General features: G+C 51.4%; 19 protein-coding genes, 1 tRNA gene and 1 pseudogene. 5 read left to right on the top strand and 16 right to left on the bottom strand.

Annotation, left to right across the window (positions count from 1 at the left end; all coding sequences use genetic code 11):
- The first annotated feature begins 275 nt into the window (after window positions 1-275).
- Window positions 276-794, top strand: a complete 519-nt coding sequence (locus tag ACPGUT_RS11460; protein WP_423991484.1) for a thermonuclease family protein — start codon at window positions 276-278, stop codon at window positions 792-794.
- A 193-nt stretch (window positions 795-987) separates the two neighbouring features.
- On the opposite strand, the gene ACPGUT_RS11465 is transcribed toward ACPGUT_RS11460, so the two are convergent.
- Entirely contained in the window at window positions 988-1221 is a 234-nt protein-coding gene (locus ACPGUT_RS11465) for a DUF1127 domain-containing protein (RefSeq protein WP_423991486.1), read from the bottom strand.
- Between the two features lie 96 nt (window positions 1222-1317).
- Here ACPGUT_RS11465 and ACPGUT_RS11470 point away from each other — a divergent pair, with 96 nt between their 5' ends.
- Window positions 1318-2733 (top strand): PLP-dependent aminotransferase family protein, encoded by a 1416-nt coding sequence (locus ACPGUT_RS11470; RefSeq protein WP_423991488.1) that lies wholly within the window; start codon window positions 1318-1320, stop codon window positions 2731-2733.
- 143 nt (window positions 2734-2876) lie between these two features.
- Here ACPGUT_RS11470 and ACPGUT_RS11475 read toward each other — a convergent pair whose 3' ends face one another.
- From ACPGUT_RS11475 to ACPGUT_RS11495, 5 genes are all read right to left on the bottom strand, one after another.
- Window positions 2877-4259 carry a Fic family protein gene (locus tag ACPGUT_RS11475; RefSeq protein WP_423991490.1) on the bottom strand — a complete coding sequence of 461 codons (1383 nt, stop codon included), beginning with the start codon at window positions 4257-4259 and terminating at the stop codon, window positions 2877-2879.
- Between the two features lie 291 nt (window positions 4260-4550).
- Window positions 4551-4988, bottom strand: a complete 438-nt coding sequence (locus ACPGUT_RS11480) for a hypothetical protein (RefSeq protein WP_423991492.1) — start codon at window positions 4986-4988, stop codon at window positions 4551-4553.
- Between the two features lie 553 nt (window positions 4989-5541).
- A complete protein-coding gene (locus ACPGUT_RS11485) occupies window positions 5542-7317 on the bottom strand; it encodes a hypothetical protein (protein WP_423991494.1) in 1776 nt (591 codons plus the stop codon).
- A gap of 367 nt (window positions 7318-7684) precedes the next feature.
- Window positions 7685-7759 (bottom strand) — tRNA-Asn (locus tag ACPGUT_RS11490).
- A gap of 101 nt (window positions 7760-7860) precedes the next feature.
- A complete protein-coding gene (locus ACPGUT_RS11495) occupies window positions 7861-8790 on the bottom strand; it encodes an MBL fold metallo-hydrolase (protein WP_423991496.1) in 930 nt (309 codons plus the stop codon).
- Between the two features lie 121 nt (window positions 8791-8911).
- Between ACPGUT_RS11495 and ACPGUT_RS11500 the strand changes: the two genes are divergently transcribed.
- Window positions 8912-10228, top strand: a complete 1317-nt coding sequence (locus ACPGUT_RS11500; RefSeq protein WP_423991498.1) for an ATP-binding protein — start codon at window positions 8912-8914, stop codon at window positions 10226-10228.
- A gap of 103 nt (window positions 10229-10331) precedes the next feature.
- On the top strand, window positions 10332-11537 hold the full coding sequence (locus tag ACPGUT_RS11505; protein WP_423991500.1) for an FAD-dependent monooxygenase: 1206 nt from the start codon (window positions 10332-10334) through the stop codon (window positions 11535-11537).
- 80 nt (window positions 11538-11617) lie between these two features.
- Here the strand turns inward: ACPGUT_RS11505 and ACPGUT_RS11510 are convergent, their stop codons facing one another.
- The gene (locus ACPGUT_RS11510; protein WP_423991502.1) at window positions 11618-11941 is read right to left on the bottom strand and encodes a hypothetical protein; all 324 of its coding nucleotides are present in this window, start codon (window positions 11939-11941) and stop codon (window positions 11618-11620) included.
- A 797-nt stretch (window positions 11942-12738) separates the two neighbouring features.
- On the opposite strand from ACPGUT_RS11510, the pseudogene ACPGUT_RS11515 reads away from it, so the two are divergent.
- A pseudogene (locus ACPGUT_RS11515) lies at window positions 12739-13042 on the top strand (hypothetical protein); the annotation flags it as partial.
- A 208-nt stretch (window positions 13043-13250) separates the two neighbouring features.
- Here ACPGUT_RS11515 and trpE read toward each other — a convergent pair.
- The 9 genes from trpE to ACPGUT_RS11560 form a co-directional block, all read right to left on the bottom strand.
- Window positions 13251-14762: an anthranilate synthase component I gene (gene trpE, locus ACPGUT_RS11520; RefSeq protein WP_423991504.1), complete on the bottom strand. Its 1512-nt coding sequence runs from the start codon at window positions 14760-14762 to the stop codon at window positions 13251-13253.
- A 68-nt stretch (window positions 14763-14830) separates the two neighbouring features.
- Window positions 14831-16708: a SurA N-terminal domain-containing protein gene (locus ACPGUT_RS11525; RefSeq protein ID WP_423991506.1), complete on the bottom strand. Its 1878-nt coding sequence runs from the start codon at window positions 16706-16708 to the stop codon at window positions 14831-14833.
- Window positions 16709-16797: 89 nt separating this feature from the next.
- On the bottom strand, window positions 16798-17985 hold the full coding sequence (locus ACPGUT_RS11530) for an aminotransferase (RefSeq protein WP_423991508.1): 1188 nt from the start codon (window positions 17983-17985) through the stop codon (window positions 16798-16800).
- An 86-nt stretch (window positions 17986-18071) separates the two neighbouring features.
- The gene (locus tag ACPGUT_RS11535; protein ID WP_423991510.1) at window positions 18072-18518 is read right to left on the bottom strand and encodes an HTTM domain-containing protein; all 447 of its coding nucleotides are present in this window, start codon (window positions 18516-18518) and stop codon (window positions 18072-18074) included.
- 229 nt (window positions 18519-18747) lie between these two features.
- The gene (locus ACPGUT_RS11540; protein ID WP_423991512.1) at window positions 18748-19014 is read right to left on the bottom strand and encodes a hypothetical protein; all 267 of its coding nucleotides are present in this window, start codon (window positions 19012-19014) and stop codon (window positions 18748-18750) included.
- A 240-nt stretch (window positions 19015-19254) separates the two neighbouring features.
- Window positions 19255-20559: an HlyC/CorC family transporter gene (locus ACPGUT_RS11545; protein ID WP_423991514.1), complete on the bottom strand. Its 1305-nt coding sequence runs from the start codon at window positions 20557-20559 to the stop codon at window positions 19255-19257.
- A gap of 56 nt (window positions 20560-20615) precedes the next feature.
- Window positions 20616-21539, bottom strand: coding sequence for a site-specific tyrosine recombinase XerD (locus tag ACPGUT_RS11550; protein ID WP_423991516.1), 924 nt, complete (start codon window positions 21537-21539; stop codon window positions 20616-20618).
- Window positions 21539-23161: a hypothetical protein gene (locus ACPGUT_RS11555; protein ID WP_423991518.1), complete on the bottom strand. Its 1623-nt coding sequence runs from the start codon at window positions 23159-23161 to the stop codon at window positions 21539-21541. The genes ACPGUT_RS11550 and ACPGUT_RS11555 overlap by 1 nt, the downstream gene beginning before the upstream one ends.
- 1 nt (window position 23162) lies before the next feature.
- Window positions 23163-23300, bottom strand: coding sequence for a hypothetical protein (locus tag ACPGUT_RS11560; protein WP_423991520.1), 138 nt, complete (start codon window positions 23298-23300; stop codon window positions 23163-23165).
- Window positions 23301-23360 lie beyond the last annotated feature (60 nt).

Consider the following 23360-nt stretch of genomic DNA (forward strand, 5'->3'; position numbering starts at 1 on the left):
ACCAGATCGCCGCATGACCCACAATCCTCAAACACCAGATTTGACAATAACTCAGCGACAAGCCTGAAACACTTAAACAAATGCAATATTTGGCTGATCGGTGATGATGTCTCCTGGTGCTTTTCAATTCGTTTGCTCTGAAGGACACCGCCTCGTACTGTTCGGCCATGTTGAAATTTATTTTAAGAGCGCTGTTTAAGCCGACCTACCGGCCTAAGGCCAGACCAAACAGGAAACCGGTTAGAGAAACGCTAGCCTATAAGGCTGGGCGAAGTATGACGGCTTCTTCTGCGCAACCCAAAACGGCGCCTTCTGATGCACCACCAAAGGGCGAAGCCTTCGATGCCGCGACCGCTCATTCCATCACGCTTCCACGCGTGCTGGAAGGGCCAGCTTACGTTACAGATGGCGATACGATTACGATCCAAAAGATCCAGGTGCGCTTGTACGGGATAGACGCGCCGGAGCTTCATCATCCCCATGGCCAGAAGGCTAAATGGGCCATGGTGCGTCTGTGCAAAGGGCATAAGATACGTGCCGAGATCACTGATGAAGACGAATATGGCCGTACCGTCGCAATTTGCTTTCTGCCCGATGGTCGTGATCTCTCTGAGGAGCTGGTTAAGCAGGGGCTTGCTATCGACTGGCCAAAGTTCTCTGGTGGTAAGTACAGTAAGTTTGAGGTCGCAGGCGTCCGCAAGAAACTTTGGTTGGCTGACGCACGCCAAAAGGGCCGCATGCATGTTTGGGAAAAGTTTGACGCGCGGAAGAAAGGTGAAAGTAGGGAAAGATGAAAATCGGCCCACAGCCGACATTGGTCAATGTTACTTTATTGAACTGTTGCTTCGCTAAAGCGGCCATTTGTCGTTGGGAGGGGGAGTACTCGTTCACCGTACCAACCAAAAGGCCAGGCCTTGAGGCCTGGCAGTTGGTGGTCTCTCTGGTCTGCAGGAAGAGGAGTGCAGGCCAGAGAGAACAGGGAACCTGTCAGCGTTGCCAGAAGGGGCGTTTTGCTTCTTGCGTCGCTTGGGTCTTGGTTAATGCGATGTCATCTAATTGATCCGGCGTCAGGCGCTTTAGCGCTTGTCGGGTGCGGTAGGTTTCATCCCAGGTCATGACCACAAACGCGAATTTCACAATTAACCGTACCGTGGGCGCAAGAGTGGAGCGCGCAGATAGGGCAGAAAGGTCGTGACTGTACGAGTGTGTTGATAACGCCATGGGAATGGCCTCCGAATTTGTATTGATACAATTTAGCGATTGCGCTATAGGTAATTGATACAAATCCATTTTGTACCTGTCTAGGAAAAGATTGTTATGAATACAATATGGCTACCCGACCTAAGCGCAGCAGCCGGCCCGAAATACAAGGTCCTGACGGAGGCTCTTCGCGGCGCCGTAAGGGAAGGGCAGTTGGCTGTGGACGAGAAGTTGCCGCCAGTGCGCGAGCTTGCATACCAGCTGGGAGTGACTCCAGGCACCATCGCGCGCGCATATTCCCAACTTGTCGATGCGGGTGTGCTGAAGGCGGTGGTTGGGCGGGGCACATTCGTTGCGACTATCCAGGGTGATACACCTGCACTTTTTGACCAACCCGCCGAAGTCGATTCACAAGAGCACAATGCAGTTGGGGACGGTTACGCTGTTAACATGGTTTCCCCGCATCTTCCCAACGTTGGCCAGGCACGTTTGATCCGCAGGTTACTCGGAGAGGTGGCGCAAAACCCAGCGTCCGGGATGATGCACTACCCGACACGGGCATCTTCTTTGACGGCCAGAGAGGCGGTGGTACACTGGCTCAGGGATGTGCCAATCGGGTCAATTACCGCAGATGACGTGATTTTGGCCAATGGCGGGCAGAACGCGATTTTGCTTGTGCTACAAACACTTCTTAAGGGACGCAAACCCACTATTCTGGTGGAAGAACTGGCTTATCCGGGGTTTAGGCGCGCCGCGGAATTATTACGTGCTGATGTCGTGCCTGTGGCCATGGATGCTGACGGAATTATTCCCGAAGCCCTGGAAAGTGCAGCGCGTCAACATGAAGCACAAATTCTATGTACCTCGCCAGAGGTTCACAACCCGACTTTGCGGTTCACACCAGAGGCGCGTCGGCACGATATCGTTGATGTTGCAAGGCGTCTGGATTTGGAAATCCTGGAGGATGACTGCTATCGTATGAATACAGCTCAGGCGGTTTCCTACCGGGTGCTTGCGCCTGAACGCGCCTGGTATATCGGTTCCATTTCAAAGATGCTTACACCAGCTTTGCGCCTGGGATATGTGGTGACGCCCGAAGGGTCGGCCGCAAAACTGCGCAGGTCAGCTGAGTATTCATTCTTTGGCTTAGCGACACCTTTGACCGATCTGTTCACGAAGCTTCTACCACATCCACAGTTGCCCGAGTTTACCCAACAAATTATGGGGGAAACCAACCGCTATATCCAGGCAACTGTGAATATCTTGGGGGGCTATGACCTAACGTGGCGGCCTGATGTCCTGTTCTTATGGTTGACTCTGCCAGAGGGTTGGCGCGCCAGCGCATTTTGCCAGGCAGCAGAGGCTCAAGGCGTACGCATCCGCTCTGCTGAGGATTATGCCGAACGCAATGCAACTACCCGTCACGCGGTGCGAATTGCCATCAATGCAGGCGTCGGCCTTGCCAGCTACGAGGCTGCCATAGGTAGGTTGCGTGAGCTGTTGGACAACCAACCCGAGCAATTTGGCGTTTAATCTTGAGGGTGCATTCGTCATCTCTGAGAGTACTAAAATTTTACAACTTCGAACAATCATACAAGGGCGGCCCAAAACTGACCTTGGTGAAATTTACGTCTAAGGACCGCTCCCAGCCCGAAGCGGAAGTTCGGGATCGCTAGCTACACGCCAATTTTATTTTCATACAAGTCTTCATACAAGTGCTCAATTAGTTGACTAACTGACAGATCGCTTTCGGCTTCCCATGCTTCAATTTCTTCTGCCCGGCCCATTCTCTTTTTACCATTAGAATAGTAGTGATACAGGTCCTCGGCATGAAACAAGATTTCTCGCAGGCGAATGTCTGAGTCTTGGAATAGACTGAAAGCGTATTTCTCAGCTGGTGCACCACCCGTAAATCGCAGCCCGATCAAGGGATCATCCTCAACAAATGTGTCGGCTGGGAAATGTATGTGTTTCCGAAAGTAGAACACAAAACTATATACTTTCTCTCCATCCACTCTAAGCATTTGAGTGAAGAACCAATTTTCCCGAATCTGTTCACCTGAACACATTGCCTTCCAGGCCTTGAAATCCAAGACAGGTAGATTTCTGTGCTGAACAGAGAGAACCTCTGAAGCCGAACTCAGCTCTTGAGCTGTTGTTTCAAATGCGGCCTGGATCTCGTTCATTTTGTGAGACCAAACCAAATATTGTTTATGCTGAGCCCCATGCTTCTTATCATCAGCCTTTTTAGCAAGCTTTGCGATCCATTCAGAACGTTCGCGCCGTTCATTCGCAATACCGCTAGCTTTTGATATAATGCTCAACTGTCGATTGGCTATGATTGCAACTAAGCTATCCCAGTCATTATTATCAGCCTCAGCAAGAGCATCGTAATAATCATCGCGTAGTGAAGATGGGACACCTGTAGGGAAAAGCTTTCCCTCAAGCAGGGTGAAATCTTGTAATAAACGCGCAGTTCGTCCATTTCCGTCGAGAAAAGGGTGAATATATGTGAAACGATTGTGCAACCAAGCCGATCTGACTATTGGATGGGCGGTAATATCGTTTGTAAATCTTGAAACCAAATCCCGCATCAATACTGGAACATCATGATGTAAAGGCGGGGTGAAGAGCGCTTGTGAAATCTTCACATCTCGGACCCGATATTGACCAGGCGTCTCTCCAACATTACACTCTATTTTGGAATGAATTTGACGGATAAACGCTTCGTTGAGCGTTTCTCCCCCTTCAGCGGCATCAATGGTCAACTCATCAGCACTTAATGCGTTCAAGACCTCTTGCTCAGATTTTGACGAAGAATCTTCGATCGTCATAGAATCCATGATAGCAAGCGTTTGACGGCGCGTAGCTACGATACCTTCCATGTTTAAACTGGAAGTAACTCGATCAGGTAAAAAAGCCATCTTAAGCCGATCTCTAACGTCTTTACTTAATGGACGAAGTTTGTTGAATTCTTTAATTTCATAGTCCACTTGTTCCAGTAACTGTTCAGTGTCTTGGCGCAATGCTATCTGAGAAGGTGTTCCAAAATCTATCAATGCTTAGTTCCTTAAATCGTATGAGGCGGCTAACTGATGCCAGTCGTTACCGGGAAAAGCTAATCAATTTACAATAGAAGAACTATTGGGCGTTTTGTCTCGTAATGCAACGCAACAGATGCATCTTAGTTGAGGCAACTCAGCAGGACCTTCAAGTGACTTTGCAAAGTACACTTTCTGCCCAAAGCTGCCTATGACGGCTCCCAGCCCAGAGTACCGAATGCTGCAGTGTACACGAACGTCCGGTGTTCGACGCAGTCTCAAAGTCAGCATCTTAGACTGACAGAGGCTTCATCCCATAGAGTCAAAAATTGGTGCCAACCCGTTGCTCGTTGGTGCCTTGAAGCGTCCTGAAAACCCGCAGACCGCTCCATGGTAGTATGAACAGCCCGGCCCTTGAATTGTTTCAATCAGACCGTAGCCATCTTCCTTGAGCAGGATTTCGCAATTATCGCCATCTCCAATTGAGGAAAGGAGCCAAGTGAGGCGGTCTATACGCGAGAAAGAAGCGTCCATTTCGCCGAGACAGCCGCTTCCCTTGACGGCGATTTTAGCCAAATTGCCTGAGACGGCGATAAGGAGCGAATAATCAGTGACACCTGAGTCTCCCCCGCCCTCTAGTAGGAACTCAGATTGTTGTGCGGACGAAATCTGAGCACTTACAATCAACGCAAGCAAAGCGATTGGAAGAACGGCAATGCGACTAAATATTGCAATACGACCTAGCACGTTCAATTTCCATATCCTCCGGTGTTTTCGACATACTACCAGCCGGACATCTAAAGACAAACAGATTTGGAAACTACGTGACTACAGTGGAAAGCCGTGCAGTTGATCACCAAAAGAAGTTCAAGCACCCATCTAATCTTCGAATAAAGCAGACGCTCGACCCGCTGCAGCGAAAGGGTGCTTGGTCCGCATAGCAAAGCTTAGCGCCTCAAAACGCTGCGGCAATGTACCAATGTCCGCTTCTGTGAAGCTGCAATGCAGTAAAAATAAGCAATGATAACGCTGGGCAGGTGCCGAATGGGTGACTTTGCAAAGGTCACTAACTGCCCTTTGCTGACCTTGTTGCAGAGCCCGGTAAAGATGCCAAGGTCTTCCGGTCTGTGAATGGCCGCTTTTGTCAAACTTGGGTTACCCTTTCGCGGGTGCAGTAAAGGTCCGGTTTCCGCCGATTGCCGTTCGCCGGGTAATCCTCCCATTTTTAACGAGGGGATTACCGCCAGATGCAGATCTTAACCTGAAGTTTCCAGCCCAAGGGGGATCTGTAAATATCTAATCAAAAGACGCACGGCAATGATGCGATGGCTGCGAATTTTTCCTTCACATCCGTTTCATCACGATATGTGCTGGTGTTGATCGATCGGGCGGCATCACTGCTTTCGACATGCCCCAAAATATCAAAGCGGGTGACTTCGTGGATATCTCTGTTATGGATGAAGCTGTGGTTCACGTAGTGACGCAGGCTGTGCATACAGAGTTTGCGCGGATTTCCATTCAACGACAGGTGCAAAGACTTGCGCCAGAAATCATCGAGGGATTCTCCGATTTTGGTGACTTGTCCCTGTCTGCCATTCTGAAAGCGTTTCTTCGGAAGAATGTCCGGGCATAGTAATCCAGTTGGGGAGGTGATGTGAGATGATGCATGATCGATAAGTCCAAGTTCAATCAGGTGGGGATGAACAGGGATGATCCGGCTCTTTTCAATTTCTCCGCCTTCGCCCTTAATGCCGCGGTATGTGTTGGCGCGAATGTGGAAGCAGGGGATACCGTCAACTGTCGCCACATCTTCTGCCAAAAGCCCGGCGATTTCCGCGCGACGCGCCCCTGTATAGGCTAGAATGAGAGGCACCCAGAATTTGGCATCCCTGATCACGGTTTGTCCGGGAGCATGGCGCCTGCCTTCGCTTTGGCAACCTTGCCAGGCGGAATGGGTGAAGACTTGCTTCACTTCTTCAGGTCGGAACACCGGGCGCCGTTTATGAGCAGGTGTATTTGCTTTGATCTTGGGTTTCAGGAGCGACACATCAAGATCCGCCTCCAGGGAGTGGCCTTCAGATTTTGCCCGTTTCAAGAGCAGTTCCAGTGATTTGAAGTGGCGAGACATTGTGCTCGCAGACAAGCCATTGGCCGCAGGGCTGTTGAGATTTGCCCGTGCCATAACAGCAGAAATCGTAAGATCTGCATCCTTGGCTGACCGCAGAAAATTCTTCGGGACTTTTCCCAGGGCATCACGATACAGGCTCAGGTGGAATTGCCTGATTTCCGTGACATCAACGATGCCTGTCACAAGAGAAAACAGGCGTAAATCAGACGCCCGCTGTTTTGCGACATCTTCACTGAATTCGTCTGTCTTCGCCATGCGCCAATACACATCGGCAATACCGGATGAATAGTTGGCGCGACTGGTTGCCCCGGCATTCTGAGCCGCGTCATGCATGTCACGCAGCATTTGTGTGGTGAGATTTTCAATTGATGCAGGGGGAGGGGGAGAAACAACTTTGATCGATTTTGGTCCCGGCTTTTCCGGAATGTTGACCGGGGAAGAGAGCTGTAGAGTTGAAACTGGTTTTGGTTGTGCTGTTTCTGACCGTTGGCATTGTAGCAAATCCTTTGCTTGATCACGGCAAGCATCCAGCATGTCTGTTTGTGGGGATCTGACTGCTTCAAATGCAGCAAGCTTAGCAGTGATATGCGCTTCGCGGAGCTGGCATTCATGTTCGAGATTATTGAGAACAGAGCCGTCCGTTCCCGTCGCCGTTGCGAAATCTTTTTCCAGCGATACACGACCTTCGGACGACATAATTGCGTTTCGCTCACGATCATAAATATGCAGGGCGGATTCCAAGTGTTTTTGCGACCAGTCCGGGTCAATAGCTTGCGGAGGGAAACTCTTTTGCACCCCGTGTTCCAGCATGGATTGTAAAACGACGGGATAGACGTCTGCATGCACCTGATCGGATTCTCCGATCCGACCCGTCATACGCGCTGAACGCAGATTGCGCTGCATATTGTGAACATGGCTGCGCAGGGCAGCGGTCAAATATGTACGCACCAATCTCTCGGGCAAGGGGGGCTGTATGAAAATAAAACTGTTCAACATTTTTTGATATTCCGCCTGGATTTGTTGAAGCAGAAAAAGGGCTTGAGATTGGTCTTTACAACTCAGAGACACCATCAGCGGGCGCGTTTTATGTGGATAACCCGCGATCCGACGCCGAAAATAATACGTGCCATTTTTGATAAACAGGTGCTGAGCCATGTTTGCCCCTTAATTTGGGGGCTGACTTTAAGGCGGATAAAATCACAAGTGCGGTGTCACTCTTTGTGTGACCTCTTGTGTAACCAAATCCTCTTGCATGTTTGATTCTCATCGAACCTGTTATGCAATTGTGCTTTATATCAAGCACTTAAGAGGTGTTTGGCTCCGGCGGTAGGGATCGAACCTACGACAAATTGATTAACAGTCAACTGCTCTACCGCTGAGCTACGCCGGAATATGTGGGTGATATAGCGGTGGTGAATCATGGCGTCCAGTGGATTTTTGCAGTTTTTGCAGTTTTTTTTTAACTTAGGTTTTTTGCTACCGTATTTGGTATTAACATAGTTCAAATCTTACATCTGCAGAGAGCTTTCCTAAAGGGGCGGCGATATTGCGTTGCGATAAATCGATGAGATGGGCCAGTACATTGCGTTCTGCAGCGGGCAATAGAGCCGGATTCACATCCGTATAGATTCGTGAGGTAAGCGAATGTGCGCTTTGTGAACCTTCTTGCAACAACTCAGTGATCTGAGATTCGCGGGACTGACGGTGGCTGATCAACCAAGCCAGCCGTGCAGCGGGATCTGCGATAGGGGCGCCGTGCCCCGGATAATAGATGCGATCTTTTCGACGCGCCAGTTTTTGGCAGGAGGACATGAATGCGGTCAGATCCCCATCCGGTGGCGAAACCAGGGAGCTGGCCCATCCCATCACATGATCGCCGGAAAACAGGGCAGGGGTCTTACCCGGGGTGTCCCATGCGAAACACAGATGGTTCGACATATGCCCTGGGGTATGGATTGCCTGCAGTTGACGTCCGCTGACATCAATGCAATCGTCGTCTTTCAGGGTTCGATCCGGCGCGAAATCTATGTCAACGCCTTCACCACCGCCTGCAAGTCCCGTGTCTGCCAGGGCTTTCATATGGGGTTCTTGACCTGCACCTGCTGGCCCAAAGGCCAGTATTGGTGCGCCGGTTTCACGAGAGAGAGCCTTTGCAAGGGGCGAGTGATCGACATGGGCGTGGGTCACAAGAATATAGTCAACTGTGCGACCACCGATGCCAGCAAGGATTGCCTTCAAATGCGATGTATCCTGTGGCCCCGGATCGATAATGGCAAGCCGTTCGGTGCCGATCAGCCATGTGTTTGTGCCCCACCAGGTCATGGGGGATGCATTTGGCGCCAGGATCATCGCGATCCCAGGTTCATATTGTGTGAGGACACCGATTTCTGGATGGGTTTCAGGCGTATCGGGAAATGTCATTATGCGCAGCCTTTGCTTTTGTCTTTTCGCCATGCCCGCCGTTGGTTAAGCTGTGGTCATGCGTATCTCTACTTTGTTTTCCCGGGTTTTGCCCGGTCTCAGAACCCGGATTAAAAACCTCATGCCTCGTACGCTGTATGGCCGGGCGGCGCTGATCCTGGTTGTGCCAATTGTGACCATTCAGCTGGTGGTGTCCATCGTCTTTATACAACGTCACTATGATGACGTGACGCGACAGATGACCGGCAATGTTGTGCGCGAACTGACCTGGGTCATGGAACGTGTCGAAGCTGCGGAAACGCAGGCGCAGGCGGAACGTTTGTTAAGCAGTTATCAGGTGCCCTTTGCGTTTGAAGCCACGTGGGGGCAGAACCCTGCAGGGACAATGGGAGTGACGGAGGGATACATCTTTTACGATTTGTCTGCGAAAGTCGTGATTGAAGTGTTGCGCAGCAATGTTGAAGGTATTTCTTTGATTGATCTGAAAACGGACAAACATCAGGTGACATTCCTTGTGCAGTCAGGTCATGGTCCGGTTCGCATGTCCTTTTCTCGCTTACGCGTTTCGGCGCCCAATCCGCATCAGTTATTGGTGTTGATGGTTGTGACCAGCCTGTTGATGACAGGTGTTGCCTATATTTTTATGCGCAATCAGATGAGACCGATCAAAAAACTGGCCTCGGCTTCAGAAGCTTTCGGCAAGGGACAGTGGACGGATTATTCGCCTTCAGGCGCAACCGAGGTTCGAGCTGCGGGGGGTGCATTCTTGGCAATGCGATCGCGTATTGAACGTCAGATTGAACAGCGTACGATGATGTTGTCCGGTGTCAGCCATGATTTGCGTACGCCCTTGACCCGGTTGAAACTTTCCTTGTCCATGATTGAGGATGACGAAGAAGCTCGGGCTATGCGTGATGATGTGACGGATATGGAACGTCTGATTGACAGCTTTCTTGATTTCGCCCGCGGGGATGCTGATGATACCCTGTCAAACGTCGATCCTGTCGCGCTGGCCCGGTCCTGTGTCGAAAAGGTCCGGGGGCATGATGGGACGCTGCATTTTCTAGACATGCCAAAGCGCACTCTTCCTGGCGTGGTGAAAATGCGGGAACAGGCGATGATCCGTGCGTTGGACAATTTAATTTCCAATGGGTTGCGTTATGGGACGCAGGTTCAGGTGTCGGTTCTGATGCTGGAACGTAGTTTCGTATTCCGTGTCGAAGACAACGGGCCAGGGATTGCGCCCGAGAAACGGGCTGATGCTGTCAAACCCTTCGTGCGTCTGGAAGAATCCCGCAATCAGAATAAGGACAGCGTCGGAACAGGGTTGGGGCTGGCAATTGCGTTTGATATTGCGCGCACGCATGGGGGTAGCCTGCGCCTAGGGGAAAGTCCGAACTTTGGGGGATTGATGGCGGAACTGATCATCGCCAGGTAAGGTTTCCGGTGCCTGCTGCATTTCGTCGTATTTACAGTTCGATGACGTTGGAATCTCACTTTGCGCAACAAAGCACGGCAAAACACCAACAGGGGTGAGGCGGATGAAAATTATCATTGCAGGTGGCGGAATTGGCGGATTGTGTACGGCGATTTCCCTGTCGCTTGATGGGCATGAGGTGCGGGTTCTGGAACAGGCACCTGAGATAGGAGAGGTCGGGGCAGGCGTTCAGATTTCGTCTAATGGCACCAAGATCTTGCAAAATCTTGGCGTGATGTCTGGTCTTGAACCTGCGGTGTTTGAACCGGATGCCATCGAGATGCGCATGGGGAACAGCGGTCGACAGGTTTTCTATCTTCCGATGAAGGATGTTGCCACAAAACGGTGGGGAGATCGCCATTTACAGGTTTTCCGGCCGGACCTGATCGAGGCTTTGCGTGCCCGCTTGGAGGTTGTTGCGCCTGGTGTGTTGACAACGGGTGCACGTGTTCAGGCCTATCGCCAGAATGATCATGCGGTAACTGTTATTTTGTCCGATGGAACTGAACTGCAAGCGGATCTGCTGATCGGTGCTGATGGCGTACGTTCACGTATTAGAAGTCAGATGTTTGGTGGTGATAACCCGGTTTACACCGGTAACACGGCCTGGCGTGCGGTTGTTCCTGCAGAACGACTGGGGGATCTAATACCGCCGCCAACAGGCTGCATCTGGGCTGGCGAGGGCAAACATGCTGTCACAACCCGTATGCGCAAAGGTCAGCTTATTAATTTTGTTGGGATTGTGGAAACGCCCAACCCTTTGCATGACGATCAACCTGGACAGGATGGTTGGCGGCAAGCCGGTACTCAGGCCCAGGCTCTGCAGGATTTTGGCAACTGGTCTCCTGTGATCTCTCGGATCATTAACGAGGCCGGCGATATGTTCCGCTGGCCTTTGTTTGGGCGTGCTCCGTTGGCGCGCTGGTCAGATGGGCGCGTGGTTTTGCTGGGGGATGCGGCGCATCCGATGCTGCCCTCAATGGCGCAGGGTGCCGTTGCCGCATTTGAAGACGCGGTGGTTCTGACACGGGCCCTGCGCAATATCGGATCATCCGGGGATGCTGTCGCTGCCGCATGTAGCACTTATTTCAACGATCGAATTGAGCGGGCTACAAAGGTGCAAGAGGTTTCCGCACAAAATCTACAGCTGTTTCACACGCCTTCCGGTGCGAAAAGAAGCTTCTCTTTTGCCGCAGCAGGACTTGCCGGGCGTTTCCTTCCAGAAATTCTTTACCGTAGATATGACTGGTTATATGGGGCAGAAGTCTGACGCCCAGTTGAAAGTTGTACACAAAAAAATGCCGAAGCACAGGGCTTCGGCATTTCAGAATACGTTTCACAGTGGTTCAATCACATGAACTGCTGAATGTCTTCGCGAAGATCACTGATTGGATCAGGTTGGTTTAAACGTACTGCACGGCAATAGCGACGTGCGATGGAACCCGCAGTGCGGCGATCCAAGTTTGTAAGTTGCTGGATACCGGAAATGAACCGGCTGGTACCGTGATCCCAGAGAACAACGTTTGGGATGTAAGCTACACAGCTGGGCTCTAGCTGTGTGACGGGATCAAAGCGGGACACTTCAGGATCAACGCGTACATTTTCAGGGCTCCCTGCCAATGCTGTCGTTGCACTCAACGCTGAAATCGCGACTATCTGTAAAATTTTGTTCATGGCTACTCTACCTTGGTACTGACGGACCTAAGGCAATAAAATGCACTGTAAGGCCCATGCATGCAACGAGATCTGCATTGAATACAGGGTGATATCCTTCAATAGCAGCATATTTGATACAAAATCACTAAATAGATGTGTGAAGGGTTAATGAATTCAACCTTGGCGTGCTTGTTGGCCGTGTGCATATACCCTGGAGGGACGAGATGATGGGCGGAGTCGGTAGGCTGATGATGGAAACGCCATAGAAATATAACCAAACCACCTGAATTAAGTAGGATGGAATCTGCAACCATAGGCTAAAGTGGTCGGACCAGAAGGACTGAAGTGCTCCTGTAAACTTGGACCGTGCGCTAAGGTTTATCCAAGCCGAATGAATGGGTGGGAGAATGACGAAGTGACGGAACTTTTCAGAAAAGTTTAAAGCGACTGTAGCCCTTGAGGCGCTGCATGGTGACAAACCGGTGCAGGAGACGTAGCCAAGGGCAGCTTCACCCAACACAAGTGAGCACATGGAAACGGCAGGTGATTGAAGGCTTGGCCAATATTATTTCGGGCAAGGTCAAAAAGTTCGAGAACAAGGGCAGCGAAGTCAAAGAGCTTCGCTAAGATCCGCCAGTTGGCGCTTCTTGGGGTGTGAATATCCCTGCCAGCCAGTGGGTGGAAATTGATTTTTTTCACAAGAGCTGAATGCCGTCGACCGACAGGCGCATGCGACGCATTCTGCCGAGGGGTGATGGGGGCGTCCGGCATCGCATCGCTCGAGAGGAGGATCGCCGTTGCATGATCCGCAAAGAGAACGCCGTGATGCCTTTTGCACGCAACACATGTGTAATGTGTTAGACGCACGTGGCTTGCGGGTGTGCCGTAGCCGCTCTGCCAGCCTGAGGCAAAGCAAGGACTGGTTGTTCTAGCCCATATCAAGGAATAATCCCGGCTCAGCTAGGGCAGCTGTGCACTGCGCGTCAGGGTATTTCTGCAAGAAATGTCCCGAGAGGGGCAGGTCACGAATGACGGACGATTTGAAAGAGATCGGCTGGGATGCGTCAGAGCGGCATATCTGTTGTGAGAACACGCAAACACAAGATCACAACCGAGAGCAAAACTATCCATCTACGTGTGGAAATCACGAAGGAGCATTATAAATACATCGAGGATACAGGTACAGATAGTGTAGCTGAATGGATTGTAAGATTTTGAAATTAAAGGACTTTTCAGCCAAGGTGAGCGGTGCCTATAGATGTGAATGGCGACCATCGTGGTTGTTGTTATAGCCCTATTTTCATGAAACTTTGCCTCCAAGACGCATTCAGTAATTGCGGTTGGCTGTGAAACGGCCTGCTTCCTCTGCGGCCATGCGAATGGCTTTTGATTTGTTAACTGTTTCCTGGTATTCGGCTTCGGGATCACTGTCATAAACAACGCCGCCGCCCGCCTGAATGTATAGCTTTTCATCTTTTACAACAGCTGTACGCAGGGCAATACACATATCCATATCTCCATTTGCTGCAAAATATCCGCATCCACCGCCATAGACACCACGTTTTTCGGGTTCCAGTTCATCGATGATTTCCATTGCGCGGACCTTTGGTGCGCCGGAAACTGTGCCAGCAGGCATTCCCGCAAAGAAGGCAGAGAGGGCATCTTGATCTTCGCGTAATTCACCAACGACATTGGAGACGATATGCATCACATGCGAATAGCGCTCGATGATGAATTCTTCTGTTGGCCGGACGGTGCCAACCTTTGCAACGCGACCAACATCGTTGCGTCCCAGGTCAAGCAGCATCAGATGTTCTGCCAGTTCTTTTTTGTCGGCCAGCAAATCGGCTTCGAGTGCGCGATCTTCTTCAGGGGTCGCGCCGCGGGGACGGGTGCCCGCGATTGGACGAATTGTGATTTCATTACCAAAGACACGTACTAGAATTTCGGGGCTAGCACCGATCACCTGGAAACCGCCGAAATTGAAATAGAACATAAAGGGGGATGGGTTTGTCCGACGCAGGCTGCGATAAAGGGCAAAAGGTGGCAGGGGGAAATCCTGTGTCCAGCGTTGTGCTGGTACGACCTGAAAAATGTCACCTGCTTTTATGTAGTCTTTCGCTTTTTCGACAGCCTGTAGATAACCTGCATGGGTAAAATTGGATGTTAATGGACCAAGATTTGCAGACCCATCAAGGTCTCGGGTTTCGCCAGACGCAGGCCGTTCCAGATCGCGGACTGCATCCATTACACGTTCCGCAGCCTGGGCATAAGCGGCCTTGGCGGACATGCCAGAGGCATGCCATGCAGGCGATACGACAATGACATCCCCCTTCACACCATCAAGAACGGCGACAACGGATGGACGCATCATCATGGCGTCGGGCAGCCCAAGGGGATCCGGATTGACGTTGGGCAGATGTTCGACATGGCGGATCATATCGTAGCCTAGAAAGCCAAACAGGCCAGCCGCAGCGGCGGGCAGGTTATCGGGCATTTCAATGCGGCTTTCGGCAATCAGCGCCCTTAGGCTGTCAAGGGGGGCTGCCGGTTCTTGGATAAACCCATCCGCATCGTATCGGGCCTGGCGATTGATACTTGCTGTTTTACCATGTGATTTCCAGATCAGATCTGGTTTCATCCCGATGATAGAATATCGTCCGCGCACTTCACCACCGGTGACACTTTCCAGCATAAAACTGTCAGTACGCGCCCCGGCAAGCTTGATCATCACGCTGACAGGGGTGTCAAGATCTGCCGCCAAGCGTGTCCAAACCACCTGATTTTTTCCCTCGTTCCAGGCTTTTTCGAAGGTGGCAAAATCAGGGGTGAGGCGCATTTCTCAGGTCCTTGTTATTGAGGAGGGCACAGTCCGGCAGATCCGGACTGTCTGTCGTTCGTTTTCTATTAAGGAATTTGTGTCAGAAGGCCAGTGATTGCAGCTTGATCACGGGTTGTGCCAGCAGCGTTCAGACGATCAATTGCCCATGCAGAATATGCATCCTGTGAAATTCCTTGGGATAAACCTGTACGGATAGCGTCTTTCATCGCGATGGTATTTGCATCTGTCAAATCAGGGTCCTTGATTTCATTCAGTTGCACAAGGAATGTGGATCCAAATTCAGTCAGCGTTTCAAACGAACCAGCATCCATTTCAAATACGCTGGCAACCATGTCTGCGGGTGTGCCGTCAAGATATGCACCCCGTGTCAGGTTTTCTTCACGCATCAGTTCCAGTCCAAGATCTTCGGGAGAGACACCAAGCGCCAGTTGTGCGGACAGGGTGTTAGCCACTTCTGCCAGTTGGTTATCGGTTTCGTGGGCTTGCCAACCGTTGATGACTTTTTCGCGTACGTCTTCAAGTGGCAGAACATAGGGATCGGTGAATCCGTCTAGGCGCAGGGCAACAATGCCACCGTCTTCGAGATTTACGACTTCGGGAAAGTCATCTTCCGTTACAGCCTGCGCTGCATCACGAAAGCCCACGTAGGCAGCGATGCCGTCGCCATTCCCATCGGCCCAGGAAATGGTTCCGGCTTCCATATCGGTTTCAGCGGCGACTTCTTCTAGTGTGGCACCACCAGCAAGAAGGTCATCAATATGCGTTGCTTCGTCTTCGATCCGACGGCGCGCACGGTCAGCAACGATGTCCTGTTGCAGCAATGCGCGGGCGTCTTCAAAGCTTGTGACGCGTCCCTGAAGGATACCATTCATGCGAAACAGCGCCGGGCCAAATTTCCCCGGCAGTACGCCGGTGACAGCCGGGCCTTCTAGGGCAAACACAGCAGCTGCCGTTTCAGTTTCCAATTCGGTTTCTGCAACATCACCGAGATCAAGATCAGCCAAGTCAAGGCCACGTTCTTCGACCAATGCGTCAAAGGTGATTTCACCAGATGTCACACGTTCTGAAGCAGTCTGGGCTTCTTCTTCATTGCTAAAAGTCAGACGCTCAACAAGCCGGCGTTCTGGCACAACAAATTCAGATGAACGTTCTTCATATAGGGCACGTAAAGTGTCTTCATCAACTTCTACGCTGTCCAGCAGCATGGCAGGTGTCAGCTGGATAAATGTGATATTTTTGGTGCGTGGGGTCGTGAAATCAGCTTCGGCATTGGCTTCGTGATAGGCAATCAGATCAGATTCATCCGGTGTCGGCAGGGGGGCTGGCAAATCATCTGCGTTCAGGCGAAACCAGGATACGTCACGCCGTTGGGCCGCAAAACCAAGCATCGCATCTACCTGTGTGTCATTGACTGAAATACCAGATACCATCGCAGCCTGAACCAGAGTGCGAGCGATCTGATCACGTAGGCTTGCTTCGTAATCGCGTGTGTTCAGGTTGTTGCGAGACAGGGTTTCTTTATAGGCATCTTCGTCGAAAGATCCGCTGATCCCTTGGAATGCGGCGGTTGCAATGAGCTGATCACGTACTTGGATGTCACCAACAGAAATGCCCATATTTGCGGCTTCGTTGTCTAGGGCTGCTTCAAGTGTAAGGCGTTCCAGAACGCGCTGATCCAATGTCTGACCATAAGCCTGCTGAAAGATTTCATTGGCAGAAGACAGGGTTGCAGGTTGTTGGGTCGCAGCTGCAAACTGATTCAGTTCCTGACGAACGGCGTTGTAGTATTCCTGTACGGTCACGCTGCGTGTACCGGCCGTTACAACTGCTTGGGATGATCCGCCAAAGTTTGACAGGCCGAAACCGCCTAGACCTACGATAAGCATGGCGATAATCGCCCAGACAAAGAACTTTGTAATCGGACCTGAATTTGCGCTGGCCATCTGGCTCTCCCTGAATGTGTTGCTGCGTTGTTAGACGCTTGCGAAGCAAGGGGCAAGCCCATGCGCGCATGCCCTTGCCTGTGCCTGACTTAAGAGACGTTTTTCAACCGTTCAAACATGTCCGATATGCCGGATCTGTCGATATTTGCAAAGGCGATCCGCAGTTGTTTTGCACCTGCGTTGTCACCTTCGGGGGTGAACATCGTACCTGGCAGAATCAACAGGCCTGCATCGCGGACCAGTTGCTGTGCCAGTTGATCCGATCGCAGATCAAACGGATGTTCAACCCAAGCGAAATAGGCGCCACATCCCAATAATTTCCAGTCAGGCAACTTTGGAAAACCTTCGCGGATGGCTTTTGCACGATCAAGTATTTCAAGGCGTTCACCAAGCACCCAATCTGTCAGGTTCTGTAATCCCCAAAGGGCCGCGATTTGGCCAAGCTGATTGGGGCAGATCGCAACTGTATCAAGAAATTTCTCGGCCTCGGTCAGGCGGGATTTAGATGCGATAAACGCCCCCACGCGATGACCGGTCAGGCGGAATGCCTTTGAAAAAGAATACAGATGTATAAGGGTCTGATCCCAGTCGGGATTGTCAAACAAGGAATGTGCAGCGGACGACACACCATCACAACGACTGTCAAAATCGCGATAAGTTTCGTCCAGCATCAGAGTGATGCCTTTTCTGGAACATAAATCGTAAAACGCCTGAAGCAGTTCAGCCGGATATTCAACGCCACCAGGATTGTTGGGGGAAACCAGTGCAATTGCCTTGGTGCGATCCGTAATCAGGGCTTCAGCCCGTGCTGGATCGGGCAGAAGATCATCACCGGTTGCAAGTGGTACAGCGCGGACGCCTTGCATATCACACCACATTTTATGATTGAAATACCAGGGGGTTGGAAGGATAACTTCATCTGCGTCACCGGCGATTGTTGCCAGTGTTGCAGCAAAGGCCTGATTGCATCCGGATGTGATGGCAACCTGATCCCGCTTAATTGTTGTTTTGTACGATTGTGACCAGCGCAGGGCGATTTCGTCGCGCAGGTTATCATTGCCCAAAACTGGGCCGTATAGATGCGCTTCGTCCATGTTCAGGGCAGCATCCGCGATAGCCTGGCGCAAAGCCAAAGGTGGTGGCGCAACCGGTGCTGCTTGGCTGACATTAATTAGGGGGCGGTCTGCAGGAAATTCAACACCTTCCAACCAACGACGTGCTTCCATCACCGGCGGTAAAAACGTGGCAGCCATGCGGGGATTAAGGGGGGAAACCATCGGAATATCCTTTGTCTTTTTCCGATTTGTGACAGGCGATGAGACCAGGTGCAAGCAACAGTTTTCCGTGAGGTATGATATATCGATCAGATACCAATCAACCGCTGCTGTAACCACAGGATCGAAGGATAAGCCGCAAGCCATGTCCAGAAAAAACGGTTAAGTCCAAAGACACAGGCATTTGTCAGATGAAATAGCGCGGCAATGAAAAATGCCAGGGTCAATGCAGCAGAGTGTAGAAAGCTAAGCGGGAAGATTAATTCAAATATCATAACGGCCCAGGATGCGCCGAACATTACCTTTGGATGTTTGGCAAGGGCGCGCAGATTTTCGCTGACGGGGTATGCTGAAAATGCAAAAACATCCGCCAGCGCCTGACCAGACCGCCAGTCTGGGTTTAAGATCTTGATCTGACCTGACACAAAATAGGACAAAATCAGTTGTATTGCGAGATATGCAAGGGCCAGTTCTGCGAAGAACGGGTGGGGCGAAATCTGTGCAAGGGTCAGACAGGTCAGGATCAACAAACCCATTTTGTCCGCCCCTCCATTATATGGCCCCTGAAAGCGGTGCAATATGATCAGAGAGGTTACAAACAACGCAACCAAGGCGAAGTCCGTTGCGTGACCGGATACCAAAATGCATGCACATAGCGCGCGGATTACAAATAAAAAAATCGGTCTTTGAAGTAGGGACACATGTTCTAGGCTGCTTTGAAGAATGACCCAGCCTAGCAGAAATTCACTGGCGCGAAGGGCTGTTTCAAATCCCATGGTTCACCTGGTTGCTTTGGCCAGGGAATTTGGCAGAGGTATAGGTGATTTCATCGACCAACGTTCCTTTGAGACGAAATGTAAACCTTAGGCGAAACTGAAGGGGCTGTTGACGAAGGTGGGCTGGTAGATCGAAACGCAGGCGTTCCAGTATTTCGGCTTCACTGCGATCGGGTAAATTGGCTGTCAGGCGTTCGGCACAACTGACCATGAATAGTGTTTCATTCCAGATCGGATTCCAGAATATCCGCTGCATGTAACAACGCGCGGTCAGCTTATCTGGCCGCGGTCGAAATATCTGCCATGTCAGATCGTGATCCGGACACCGCCATTCAATCCGGGGCGAGGGTTGCACCGTTTTGAAAAAACGCCAGGACGGGATCAATGCAGGCAGTAAAAACCGCAGGGTATCTAAGATCAGTTTGCGCACCCTGACAGTGAACCCAAGAATGGTTAATAAATCACTTTGACCTGCAGTGTTTTCGGGGAAACAGGATCAGGCGAGGCGACGGATCTTTAATTCTGTGATGCGATTTGCCTGACGTGCTGCGATCTCAAAACGGAAACCATGAAATGAAAACACCTGACCAGTTACGGGGATCATTTGTGCTTCGTGAATAACAAGTCCAGCAATTGTATTGGCTTCTTCGTCCGGCAGGTTCCATTCGGCTGCACGGTTGAGATCGCGGATCGTTGTGGATCCATCCACAATATAGTCACCGTTTTCGGCACGGCGTACGATATGTTCATCATCTTCATCGAATTCATCTGTGATTTCTCCGACGATTTCCTCAAGGATATCTTCCAGCGTGATCAACCCCTGCAACGCACCATATTCGTCAACCACAAGGGCAAAATGCGTGTGGCGGCGCAGGAATTGGCGCATTTGATCGTCGAGTGTGGTGGTTTCAGGCACAAAATAAGGTTCTTGGACCACATCCATCAGGTTAAACCCGGCCATTGCGCCTTCTTTCAGGGCATCGCCGTCACGCAGTTTATTGATTGCACGCAAAAGGTTCTTGGCGTGCAGGACACCAACGATGTTTTCTTGTTCCCCCCGAAAGACGGGCAGGCGGGTATGATTGCTTTCAAGGCATTGTGTCAGAATGGCACCAGGATCCTGATCTGCATCGATCATTTCAATTTTGGACCTGTGCAACATGATTTCTTCCACGGCACGATCCCCCAGATCCAATGCGCCAAGGATGCGATCCCGATCTTCTTTTTCGACGGTTCCTTCCGAATGGCCAAGACTGATCGCCCCGGCAATTTCTTCTCGCACCGCAAGCATCTGCCCATCTGAATCTGTATGACCAAACAGGCGTAAAATCATACGGACAATCAGGCGCACCATCATAACGAAGGGGGTCAGAACCAGCACAATTATCGAAATAACCGGTGAAACACGTGCAGATGCTGCTTCGGGTTGGGTGATGGCCCAGGTTTTGGGCAGAACTTCAGCAAAGACCAGGACCAGCAATGTCATCACCAGTGTCGCCAATGCGATGCCGCTTTCTCCAAACATACGGGTGAACAATGCGGTGGCAAGAGACGCGGCCAGAATGTTCACAAGATTATTGCCCAGCAAAACCGCACCAATCAGACGTTCAGTGTCTTCGGTTACCTTCAGGGCTGTGGCCGCGCCATGTTCGCCCCGGTCCGCGCGCGCGCGCAGCTTTCCACGTGATGCCGCCGTCAGTGCGGTTTCCGAACCTGAGAAGAATGCAGAACACAGCAAAAGCAGCGCAATGGCTGCGCAGCTGAACCAGAAGGCCTGATCGAATGTAAAGGTGCTGTCCATTGTGCTCTCTGTTGTCGTGCGTATTGGAAGTGGGTGAGTCCCGCTAATGTAACGGCTCAGTCGTCATTTTCCAGTGGGTGATGTTGCAGAACCAATTCCTGAAGCCGTGCATCCAGAACATGGGTGTATATTTCTGTGGTCGACAGATTGGCATGTCCGAGCAAAACCTGAATGGCCCGAAGATCGGCGCCATTGGCCAAAAGATGCGTCGCAAAGGCATGGCGCAGTTTATGCGGTGTGACTTCATTGGGGTTGATCCCCGCACTGCGCGCCATAGATTTGATCAGAATGAAAAAGGCTTGGCGGGTAATGTGGCTTTGTCGGTTGCGTGACGGAAACAAAAATCTGGCCTGAGGCTTTCCGTTCTTACGGGCAAGGTCGTTCAGCGTATCCGCATGTGTCAACCAAGAGGCCAGTTTTATCCGGGCAGGCGGCGAAAGCGGAACCATGCGTTCTTTGTCGCCCTTACCGGTGACCAGTAACATCTTGGGATTTCCGCGCGCCGCTGTCAAAGGAAGTGAAACCAGTTCGGTAACCCGCATGCCTGTGGCGTAGAGCAATTCAATCAGGCAGGCATTGCGCAGTTTTTCGGTTGGATTGCGTCCGAAATCCTCAGATATTTCAATCAACCGACTGACATCTTCTTCGGTCATAACATGGGGCAGGCGTTTGCTGCGCCCGGGTCCTCGGATCTTCAGGGCAGGATGGTCCGCGCGCAGGCCCTCTTCAAAAGCAAACCGGTAGAGTTGTTTGATCGCCGATAATCGGCGGGCACGGGTGGCTTTGGACAAGCCTCGAGTATCGATATCGATCAGATAATTTTCGATGTCATCCCGATCACAGCTGTCGATGTCACAGCTTTGATCTGCCATCCATGTCAGGAAATCTGACAGATCACGACTGTAGGCTTCTAACGTGTTTTGCGCTGCGTTTAGTTCTGCAGACTGCGCTTCAAGAAATGCATTGATCCAGGGGTGCATTAACGAACCGCTCCGGGCTGAGACATTAGTAAAAATTGCAAAGCCGCCTGGCGGGCCGTGTCTTCACGACCAAGGCTACGCAACAGGCGCAGACCGGATGTAATCTGGGATAAATCGCCTTCCGTGCCTGCCTGAAAACGGGCCAGTGCGATCAACAACAATTCGCCAATCCGGCCCTGATCCAAGAAAGCCTGGTCCGCCGGGGACGGGGGACTGCCATCAAAGCCATCCTGAATTGCAAGGCTGCGGGCATTTGCAGGATCTGCGTTTTCAGGCAGTCCTTGGGTGAGGGATTTGAGGAACAGTCCGGATTGATCTGTTGGGGTGTAGTCCGGCAAAAGGGATTCGTATCCACCGGACAGAAGGCTGATACGCCAGATTAGATCACGGGACCTGTCTGACAATGCACTGGTTTCGTCAGTGGGCTGAAGCATTTCCGCAAGAGCAGGCGCAAAAATTGCAGACAGCGGGCGTTGCATGCCCGTTTCCTGCATCATCGTCCAAAGTTGCGGCAACTGTTCTTCGACGTGGGCCTGATTGGACGCTTGCAATGCCGCGTGAAAGGCCTGCACAATTTTCACACGATCCCAGACCCCGCCCGATGCGGCGGCCTGACGTTCTGTATAAATGCCGAGCAGGCGATTATCGGCAATCGCGCCAATACGTGCGAGCCGTTCGGCCGCTTCGATACGGGGTTTCCAACCCGTGATGCCGCGCAGATCCGCATGGGAAAATGCACGCGGCAACAGACGTGTGGGGATCGGTTCACCAATTGCTTCGAACATGCGAAAAACCAGGGGGGAAGGATGGGATGGAATAGGAAGATCCGGGTCACCTTCAAACATTTCAGGATCCAGAAAACGCGCAATAAGATCGTATTCACCCGGATCCAGTTCACCCAGCACATCGGCACTGTTTAATGTCAGAACCGCCGCGTTCCAGTCGCCGTTCCTGGCCAGACAGAACACACGCACTTGGTAAGTTAACGCAATCCCGCCGGAAGACCGGATATCGTTGCAGGCATCGGTTTCATGACCAAGAAGCAAAGCAACATCAAATTTACGCCGGAAGATTTCAGAACTGGTGACATCCATTGCTTCCATCAATTCATGGGCATCTTCGAGTAAACCCAAATCCAGCAATTTATCGATACGTGCCAAAAGAAGTGCGCCATCCCCATTTTCTGGGGGACGCGTTTCGGCCAATAGAATTTCCCGGCGCAGGGACGCGAGGGCGGGGATTGTCGTTCTGGGGCTTTCATAAATCTGTTGAATAACATCCGCACTTGCGGCCCGGCCCCAAAGTGCCGCTGGAAATCCAGTGACAGAGGCGGGCAGCAAACCCGCGGCGTCGGGATTGGGGGCATCAAGGCTTTGAACTGAAATACTTTCAACGGCAGCACCTGTGGATGTTCTGGGCTCATCCAGAGTGAATTCCTGTGGATCCGCCAAAGTTTCCGATAGCCAGTCGATCGCTGAAATTGGTGCATCCTGCTGTGTGGTCGCCTGGCCAAAACCTGCCGTTGCCGCACAGGCAGTTCCCAGTGAACAGACAACCAGATGCAGCAATTTCTTCAGAGTCCTGTGATTTTCATCAGGGGCTGCCTGGCGAGGATTCTTCATTTCAATTGGCTTCCAGTATCACAGTTTCCTGAACATCTGATTGCTCGGGGCGTAGATCGCCAAGGTAAGCAAAGCCCAGAAGACCAATAAGACCAATAATAACAAGGAATAAGATGAACTTTATCAAGCGCGCTGCCATGGTGTGCCTCCGGTGGGGTCAAATATAGCCGTCTTCAGACGATCTGTTATGAAACTTATA

Origin of the sequence: Halocynthiibacter sp. (assembly GCF_049608145.1) — a bacterium.
Classification (GTDB): Bacteria; Pseudomonadota; Alphaproteobacteria; order Rhodobacterales; family Rhodobacteraceae; genus Halocynthiibacter.

Coding starts and splice junctions, on each gene's coding strand:
- ACPGUT_RS11510 (WP_423991502.1), bottom strand. CDS start 11,941: ATGAACAAAATTTTACAGATAGTCGCGATTTCAGCGTTGAGTGCAACG.
- ACPGUT_RS11460 (WP_423991484.1), top strand. CDS start 276: ATGACGGCTTCTTCTGCGCAACCCAAAACGGCGCCTTCTGATGCACCA.
- ACPGUT_RS11540 (WP_423991512.1), bottom strand. CDS start 19,014: ATGCAGCGGATATTCTGGAATCCGATCTGGAATGAAACACTATTCATG.
- ACPGUT_RS11495 (WP_423991496.1), bottom strand. CDS start 8,790: ATGACATTTCCCGATACGCCTGAAACCCATCCAGAAATCGGTGTCCTC.
- ACPGUT_RS11535 (WP_423991510.1), bottom strand. CDS start 18,518: ATGGGTTTGTTGATCCTGACCTGTCTGACCCTTGCACAGATTTCGCCC.
- ACPGUT_RS11550 (WP_423991516.1), bottom strand. CDS start 21,539: ATGCACCCCTGGATCAATGCATTTCTTGAAGCGCAGTCTGCAGAACTA.
- ACPGUT_RS11530 (WP_423991508.1), bottom strand. CDS start 17,985: ATGGTTTCCCCCCTTAATCCCCGCATGGCTGCCACGTTTTTACCGCCG.
- ACPGUT_RS11465 (WP_423991486.1), bottom strand. CDS start 1,221: ATGGCGTTATCAACACACTCGTACAGTCACGACCTTTCTGCCCTATCT.
- trpE (WP_423991504.1), bottom strand. CDS start 14,762: ATGCGCCTCACCCCTGATTTTGCCACCTTCGAAAAAGCCTGGAACGAG.
- ACPGUT_RS11505 (WP_423991500.1), top strand. CDS start 10,332: ATGAAAATTATCATTGCAGGTGGCGGAATTGGCGGATTGTGTACGGCG.
- ACPGUT_RS11470 (WP_423991488.1), top strand. CDS start 1,318: ATGAATACAATATGGCTACCCGACCTAAGCGCAGCAGCCGGCCCGAAA.
- ACPGUT_RS11525 (WP_423991506.1), bottom strand. CDS start 16,708: ATGGCCAGCGCAAATTCAGGTCCGATTACAAAGTTCTTTGTCTGGGCG.
- ACPGUT_RS11555 (WP_423991518.1), bottom strand. CDS start 23,161: ATGAAGAATCCTCGCCAGGCAGCCCCTGATGAAAATCACAGGACTCTG.
- ACPGUT_RS11500 (WP_423991498.1), top strand. CDS start 8,912: ATGCCTCGTACGCTGTATGGCCGGGCGGCGCTGATCCTGGTTGTGCCA.
- ACPGUT_RS11560 (WP_423991520.1), bottom strand. CDS start 23,300: ATGGCAGCGCGCTTGATAAAGTTCATCTTATTCCTTGTTATTATTGGT.
- ACPGUT_RS11545 (WP_423991514.1), bottom strand. CDS start 20,559: ATGGACAGCACCTTTACATTCGATCAGGCCTTCTGGTTCAGCTGCGCA.